This is a genomic window from Allobosea eneae (assembly GCF_042657265.1).
GTDB lineage: Bacteria > Pseudomonadota > Alphaproteobacteria > Rhizobiales > Beijerinckiaceae > Allobosea > Allobosea eneae.
Genome location: NZ_JBHSLW010000099.1, coordinates 1 through 7417, shown reverse-complemented (window position 1 = coordinate 7417; position 7417 = coordinate 1). Strand labels below are relative to the sequence as shown.

8 protein-coding genes and 1 pseudogene are annotated in these 7417 nt (G+C 65.0%); 4 read left to right on the top strand and 5 right to left on the bottom strand.

The features are described 5' to 3' along the window. From ACFPOB_RS29655 to ACFPOB_RS29640, 4 genes are all read right to left on the bottom strand, one after another. Window positions 1-217, bottom strand: a 217-nt coding sequence (locus ACFPOB_RS29655) for a hypothetical protein (RefSeq protein WP_377801773.1), incomplete at its 3' end; no start/stop codon positions are given. A 152-nt stretch (window positions 218-369) separates the two neighbouring features. Next, window positions 370-516 (bottom strand): hypothetical protein, encoded by a 147-nt coding sequence (locus ACFPOB_RS29650; protein ID WP_377801772.1) that lies wholly within the window; start codon window positions 514-516, stop codon window positions 370-372. Between the two features lie 208 nt (window positions 517-724). Continuing rightward, entirely contained in the window at window positions 725-2401 is a 1677-nt protein-coding gene (locus ACFPOB_RS29645; RefSeq protein ID WP_377801771.1) for a type IV secretory system conjugative DNA transfer family protein, read from the bottom strand. Continuing rightward, complete coding sequence (locus tag ACFPOB_RS29640) at window positions 2401-2733, bottom strand: mobilization protein (RefSeq protein WP_377801770.1); 333 nt, start codon at window positions 2731-2733, stop codon at window positions 2401-2403. Before ACFPOB_RS29640 ends, ACFPOB_RS29645 begins: the two co-directional genes overlap by 1 nt. A 265-nt stretch (window positions 2734-2998) precedes the next feature. Between ACFPOB_RS29640 and traA the strand changes: the two genes are divergently transcribed. The 4 genes and pseudogenes from traA (at window position 2999) to ACFPOB_RS31185 (ending at window position 6992) form a co-directional block, all read left to right on the top strand. Further along, window positions 2999-6157, top strand: a complete 3159-nt coding sequence (gene traA / locus ACFPOB_RS29635; RefSeq protein ID WP_068175983.1) for a Ti-type conjugative transfer relaxase TraA — start codon at window positions 2999-3001, stop codon at window positions 6155-6157. Between the two features lie 2 nt (window positions 6158-6159). Next, entirely contained in the window at window positions 6160-6624 is a 465-nt protein-coding gene (locus tag ACFPOB_RS29630; protein WP_377801769.1) for a DUF6118 family protein, read from the top strand. Between the two features lie 10 nt (window positions 6625-6634). Then, a pseudogene (locus ACFPOB_RS31190) lies at window positions 6635-6763 on the top strand (cation efflux transmembrane domain-containing protein); the annotation flags it as partial. Between the two features lie 46 nt (window positions 6764-6809). Further along, window positions 6810-6992, top strand: a complete 183-nt coding sequence (locus tag ACFPOB_RS31185; RefSeq protein ID WP_465248458.1) for a cation transporter dimerization domain-containing protein — start codon at window positions 6810-6812, stop codon at window positions 6990-6992. 170 nt (window positions 6993-7162) lie between these two features. Here the strand turns inward: ACFPOB_RS31185 and ACFPOB_RS29620 are convergent. Beyond that, window positions 7163-7417, bottom strand: a 255-nt coding sequence (locus tag ACFPOB_RS29620; RefSeq protein ID WP_377801767.1) for an integrase core domain-containing protein, incomplete at its 5' end; no start/stop codon positions are given.

The window sequence follows — 7417 nt, the reverse complement described above, 5'->3', positions numbered from 1 at the left end:
CATGGCCGGCCCTCCAGAAGCCGGCCACCCATGAATCACGCAAACCGCTCCGCGGGAATCCCGAAAATGCAGCCCGTGTTAGAAATCTGCCAAAGTAGTGATAGTGGCCATGGGCGGGATGTTGGGCATAGTGCCGTTCTCCTCGACCTGCCCTGCGGATGTCCTTACTGTCGTAGCCGATGTCGCTATGACGGGCCAAGGCAACGGCATATTCCATTGGTTACTCCGAGAGGAGCCGCTGCAAATCATGATGTTAATAGGTTTTCGCGGCTTTGCCGCCCCGGCCTGGAGGCGAACGCGCTTTTCCATAGCGCCGTAGAGAGCCGGAGGGTCGCATGCAGAGGTTTCCGGCGCTGGCGCCGGGGCCGATCACTTCACAGGGTTCAGGGCCGCGGCGATCCTGTCGTTGGTAGCCGTCCTCTCCGCCAGCGCGGCCTGCAGTTCGTCGTAATCGATGCCCTGGCGCTTCAGAGCATGCCGGACTTCGCTGTCGGTGAAGCCGATCAGCCCCAACACGGACTGATCGAGGCGTGCGGCAACCTTTTCGACGGTGCGCAGGGTCGGGTTGCCCCGAGCATGCAGGAGGTCGAAATAATTCCCCCGGCCGACGTCGAGCCTTTTGATGAAGCTCTCGACATCGGGGCTCTGCGCTTCAAGCTGCCGCAGCCGGATGGCGATGGTTTGCGCCAGGATCGAATGCTCGCCTTCGCGGCCCTTGTGCCCGTCAGGCCTGATCGAACAGTCCTTCGAACTCGCGATCGGCGAAGTATCGCAGTTTGCTGGCGATGATGGGGCGCTGGTTTGCGATAAACAGCATTTGTCCGGACGGATGCATGTTGCGGACTTCGTCTGGTGTCATGAGCGGGCGGGCGACGTGTTGCTCGCCATAGGAGATGCCGGATTTTTCGGCGTCGAGCGCGCGGCTCATGGTCTGGAAGACGACGGTCTCCTGGCCGGTGAGGTCGGAGACGAGGCGGGCTGAGTCGTGATCGTTGACGCCAAAAACCTGGAGGACGCCGGCGTTGGAGAGGAAGGTGCCGGCGCGGCGGCCATAGGTGGCGCGGAGCTGGTGGACGTCCTGGAGGATGGGCCAGAGCTGGACGCCGTAGCCTGCCATGAGGCCCATGGCGCGCTCGACGGGTGCAAGGTTGCCGAGCGCGGCGAACTCATCGAGCAGGTAGAGGACCGGCTCTGCCGACGCGGCCTGCGCGCCTGCCGGGGCAGGGGAGGGCGCTCTCGCCATATCCGACAGGCTGCGCGTGACCATGAGGCGCAGCCATCGCGAATAGGTCCCGAGCCGATCGGGCGGTAGAGCCAGGAACACGGTGGCGGTCCGGCGCTTGAGATCGGCGAAGAAAAAGTCGCTTCGTTCCAGCACGGCCGTCATGCGCGGCGAGTCGAGGAAGTGGGTATGGCGCTGCGCGGCCGAGAGGACGCCGGCGGCCTCGCGATCGGACTTGCCAAGATGGCGATTGGCGGCGCGGGCGACCAGTCCGCCGGCGGCCGACGAGGCCTGCATGCGTTTAAGCAGGGCGGTGAAGGCTTCGGGCGCGAGCGTGAGGCATTCGCGAAGAGTCGCGAGGTTGCGCCGCACACGCGGTTCGTCAGCGGCAATCGACAGGATGACGCCGCCGATCAGCGCTTTCGCTTCCTCGTTCCAATGCGCCTCGCCGGCTTCGCCCGGCGCATCGAATACGAGCGCGTCGGCCAGCGTCGCTGCTTCCTCGGCGACATCGATGTCGTCGGGATCGAGATGCTCGAGCGGATTGAACGCGGCGGAGCGGAGGCCGGTGACGCCGAAGGGATCCAGGATATGGACTTTGCCGAAGCGGTCCCGGGCGCGGGCCGTGACGCGCGCGTTCTCGCCCTTGGGATCGATGCAGATGACGGAGCGATCGGCGGTGAGGAGGTTGGGGATGATCGTGCCGATGCCCTTGCCGGTGCGGGTCGGCGCCATCGTGAGCAGATGGGCCGGCCCGTCATAGCGCATCAGCTTATTGGTAATCGGGTCACGGCCGATCAGCAGACCCGATCGGCCACGCGTCAGCGAGGTGACCTCGTTGTCGTTGGCGAAGCGGGCCGAGCCATGGGTGGCGTCGTCATCGACCATGCCAAAATGCTCCACCATCGGCTTCATCACGAAGCGCGCCAGCGTCATCAGCCCGAGCAGACAGGCGAGCAGGTTGCCGGCGATATGGAGCCAGGTGCGTGCCATGCCGATCGCGTCCATGGCGAGATGGACCCCGAAGAGCAGGGCGACCGTGACGAAGCCGGCAACGCCTGCGACTTTGGCGACGTAGTGGATCGCGGCGAGTGGCCCAAAGACGACGCTGCCGATCGCCCAAAGCGGATCGCGCCACGCGGCGCGCAACATGTTGGTGAAGGCGATACGGGCCAGCATCAGGCCCGCTCACCCGCAGCAGCCGAATCCGCCATAACCTGAGACGCAGCGACAGCGGCCTTCTCCCCGGCCGAGAGCTCGATCAGGTCGGGGAAGAGCGTCCTGTCGCCGTCGCGGGTCAGGAACCCCGGCAGCTCGCGCTTCAGCCATGCCCGCACACGGTCGACGAACTCGGCGTCTTTGCTGGTCTCAAGCCGCTGCAGGACGAGCGCGCCGAGCAGCACCTTGCGCCGCGTGTCGTTGGCGCGCTCCTGCCGACCGAGCCTGGCCTGCAGGGTTTTGCGTTGGGCATCGAGCTGGGCCAGCCGCTCCTCGATCGATCGTTTCGCCATAGGGGCGTCTCCGTCAGAGTGAGCGCCCGGTTCTAACGGCGCGAGCAGCACGAGCCAACCCCTCGCGCGAACATTGGAACAGTTCGAGCCACGCCAGCACGACCTGTTATGCCAATCTCATCGCGGATCGGCCTAGCACAAAGCGCGCCGCATGTGGACCACGGGAAGCGTCAGGAGCGTAGCGGATGACGCTTTAAGTGCGCACTTACGAGTTGTTGCACAACTCAGTGGCTGATACCATTATCGCGAACTAGGGTTTCACGAATTGGCGATCTACCATCTCAGCATGAAGCCGATCAGCCGTGGTGCCGGCCGCAGCGCAGTCGCAGCTGCGGCCTATCGCGCTGGCGAACGGCTGACCAACGAGCGCGATGGCATCACGCATGATTTTACCCGGCGCGGCGGGGTGGAGCATACGGAGATTGTGTTGCCGCGTGGGTCGGATGCTGAATGGGCGAAAGATCGGGCGACATTGTGGAATGCGGCCGAGGCGGCTGAGGGTCGGAAAGATGCCCGGGTGGCGCGTGAGTTCGAGATTGCCTTGCCGCATGAGCTGAATGCGGAAGAGCGACTGGAGGCGACGCGAATGTTCGCGCAGGGACTGGCCGATCGCTATGGGACGGCGGTCGATGTCGCGATCCATTCGCCGCATGGCGAGACCGATGTGCGCAACCATCATGCCCATCTGCTGATGACAGTTCGGGCTGTCGGGTCGGAAGGGTTCTTGGACAAGACCTCGATCGAGCGGGAGAACAAGTGGCTTCTGTCGCAGGGGCTGCCGACCTCCTCGATGCAGATGCGCGAGATCCGCCAGTCGTGGGAGCAGGTCGCCAACGAGCGGCTGGCGGCGGCAGGTCATGATGTCCGGATCGATCATCGCTCGCATCAGGAGCGCGGGCTGGAGATCGAGCCGACCGAGCATATGGGGGTGTTCGCCACCCAGATGGAGCGAAGAGGGGTTGAGGTGTCGCGAACCCGGCTGGACGGGGATGCTGCGCGTCGCAATGCCGATCTGATCGCGGAGAAGCCCGAACAGGTTCTGACGCTGATCACGGGCGAAAAGAGCGTATTCGATCGCCATGATGTGGCCCGGGCGCTGCATCGCTCGATTGACCAGCCTGATGCGTTCCAGGCGGCGTTCGCCAAGGTGATGGCGTCGGATGCCCTGGTCGAGCTTCAGGCGGAGCGGGTCGATCAGAACGGCGAGATCACGCTGGCCAAATATTCGACCAAGGAAATGATTGCGCTCGAGCGTGGCATGGCGGCCGGGGCTGTGCGGATGAGCGAGGCGCGATTGCACGGTGTCGATGGGGCACATGTCGATGCGGCGCTTGCCGTGCAGGATGGTGCAATCCGGCGCGGGGTTGCGGCTGACACGGCGGGCCAGGTGGCGCGCGGGGCTCTGTCGGAATCCGATCGGGATGCTGCGATCGACCGGGCTGGTCTGAGCGGCGAGCAGCGGCGGGCGGTGGAGCACGTCACCGGCGGGGAGCAGATCGCCGTCGTGGTCGGGCTGGCCGGCGCCGGCAAGAGCACGATGCTGGCAGCCGCGCGCGACGCCTGGGAGCGGCAGGGCTATGCGGTCCATGGCGCGACGTTGTCGGGCAAGGCGGCCGAGGGGCTGGAGGAGGCGTCAGGGATCGGTTCGCGGACGTTGGCGTCGTGGGAGCATGGCTGGAAGGCCGGTCGCGGCGAGCTTGGTCCCAAAGACGTCATGGTGATCGACGAGGCCGGCATGGTCGGGTCGCGCCAGCTTGCGCGGTTCGTCTCCGAGGCCGAGCGCACCGGCGCGAAGATCGTTCTGGTTGGGGATCAGGAGCAGTTGCAGGCGATCGGGGCCGGCGCGCCGTTCCGCGCGATCGCGGAGCGGGTCGGGTTCGCCGAGCTGCAGGACATCCGCCGGCAGCGCGAGGACTGGCAGCGTGAGGCGTCCGGCGATTTTGCCCGGCACAGGACGGGTGAGGGGCTTTCTGCTTATGCCGAACGTGGCGGGGTTCGGTTCAGCGAAACGCGGGACGCGGCGCGGGCGGCGATCGTCGCCGACTATATGGCGGACGCCACTGAGCGGCCCGAGGGCTCGCGCGTCGCGATGGCGCATCGGCGGGTCGATGTCCGGGCGCTCAATGCCGATATCCGCGCGGCGCGTCAGGAGGCCGGCGAGCTGGCGCGCGGGGAGGGGGAGCAAGGTCGGCTTGGCCGCGAGCGGGTGTTCGAAACCAATTACGGCAAACGGTCCTTCGCGCCCGGCGATCGGGTCGTGTTCCTGGAGAACAATCGCGAACTCGGGGTGAAGAACGGCATGCTTGGGACCGTGGCGTCGGTGGAGGAGAGCCGGATCGCGGCCAAGCTCGACGGCAAGGGGCGCAATGGCGAGGAGCGCAATGTGACGGTCTCGACCGACAGCTACGCGGCGATCGACCATGGCTATGCGACGACAATCCATAAGACCCAGGGAGCGACCGTGGATCGGTCGTTCGTCATGGCGTCGGGGACGATGGACCGGCATCTCACCTATGTGTCGATGACGCGCCATCGTGATCAGGCGACGCTCTATGCCGGTCGGGACGAGTTCAAGGGTGGAATGGAATTACTGTCGGCCCGGCTCGGCGGCGACGGTTCGAAGGAGACCACGCTCGACTATGCGCAGGGGTTTGCCGAGCGGCGCGGGATCGCCGAGCGCTTCGGGGTGAAGAGCGAGATCGAGGTGGAGCGTGCCGCCGGCGGGCAGGGGCGGCAGGACAAGGCTGGCGAAAAGCAGCGTGCAGATCTCGGGAGGGATCCCGACGCTGGGGGTCGAGCTGTCGATCGGCGTGGCGAGCGTGGCCAGGCACAGGAGCGCGTCGCTGGCGGAGATGGTGGTGATCGCGCCAACGCCAGCGTGGAGACGCCGGCGGCAAAGCGGAGCATGTTTGCCGGGCTCAAACTCAGGGGAGGGCCCGGTGAGGCCCGGGAGCGCGATGGCGCGATTTCAGATTGGAAGGGCGGCGACGGCCCGGCTGCGCCTGCGTCAGGCTCCGCAGCGGCCCGCGTACAGCTTTTGGCGGCTGTCGAGGGGTATGCGAAAGCCTATCAGGACGCCGCTCGCATGCGCGCTGCCGATCTGCCGGTTCTCGAGCATCAGAAGCTGGCGCTGCGGAGCGCCAGGGCGGCCATGGACAAGGTTCGGCCGGGGTCGACGCAGGAGATGGCCGCCGTGCTCAAACATGAGAGCCTGAGCCAGCGCGCCATGGTGGAGCTGAGCGGGCCAGCGCGAGCTGCGCAGCTCGTTGCCGGCATGGATCGTGAGCGGCAGCGTCAGGTGCAACGAGAAGCTTCCGAGCGGGGCTTGGAGGCTGGTGCTGGCAAGACGGATCAGGGTAAGGCGGCGCGCGAACCCGATGCCGAGAAGCACGTCCGCGAGCGCGACAAGGGCATGGAGCGGTGAGCGTGACGGACGACGATCGGATCGAGCCCGGCGAGGACGATGCGGCGTTGGCGTTTGCCGCGCTGCAGGCGGAGGTCGCGACCTTGCGCCAGGCCGTCGAGGCGCTGCCGGCTATTGTCGAAGGCGCGACGCGGGCGACGGACTACACACCGACGCTGGGCGCCGTCGTAAAGGTGCTGACCCAGGTCGAGGCGCGGATAGTCGCGATCCAGGACCATCCGGCGTTGAAGATGACGCCCGAGCAGCATGGCCGGGCGATCGGACGCGCCGGGGCCGACGCATTCGCCGATGCGGCGCGGGTGATGCGGGATGAGGCCGATGCGTTGAAGCGTGAGCGGATGCACCTGGCGGGAATCGTCGACGGGGCGGTAACACGGCAGGCTCAGAGGCGGCGACAGTTATGGTTTGGCGTGTCTGGATGCGTGATCGGTGCAACAGCGGTCTTGATGATCAATCTGATACGCTAATCTAATCAGTATGAAGCTGCTTTGGGGGGCGTCCGAGAGCATCAACGTGAAGGGCGCCTATTTCGAGGTGCTGAGCGACATGCTGGGCTCCCTGGGCGTCATCGTTGCAGCAGTTGTAGTTTTGCTGACGGGATGGACCCTCGTCGATCCACATATTCCTCGAAGGCACACCGCCCGAGGTCAACGTGGCGCTAATCGAGAAGCGTCTCTTGGAGCTTCCCGCCGTAACGGCGGTGCATTACCTCCATGTCTGGACCATCACCTCAGGTCTCGATGCGATAAGCTGCCATCTCGTCATCGATGACACGGGCAGGTCTTCCGATGCTCTGGCAACGGCACAAGCGATATTGAGGAAAGATTTAAATTAAATCATGTCAATATTCAAATAGAAGACGATTCGTTGCGTGAAAACGAGCCGGAAATTCGCTTTTTAATTCGAACGATGTCGTTCAATATTTCAAAGTTGTCGTTAGGAACCTACGGCTCACAAACTCTGCCGGAGCCTTGCGCTCAACCAGGATCGGGGTGTTGTTGCCCCTCAAAGACCGGACACGTCCTCCGCGATTGAACGGTCTGCGATGAACTCTCGCGGTGAACGGTATCCCAGCGCCTTGTGCGGGTGAAGCCGGTTGTAGTGATCGAACCATGCCGGCAGCTGACGCATGACGATTTCGGCGTTCGGCATCGGATTGACCGTAAGCGGTGTTCTCAGGCCACGGCCTTGAGCGGCTGAGGCGCATAGGCCCATGGCAGCAGATCGTCGATCTGGCTCTGCGGATGGCCGTCGACGATG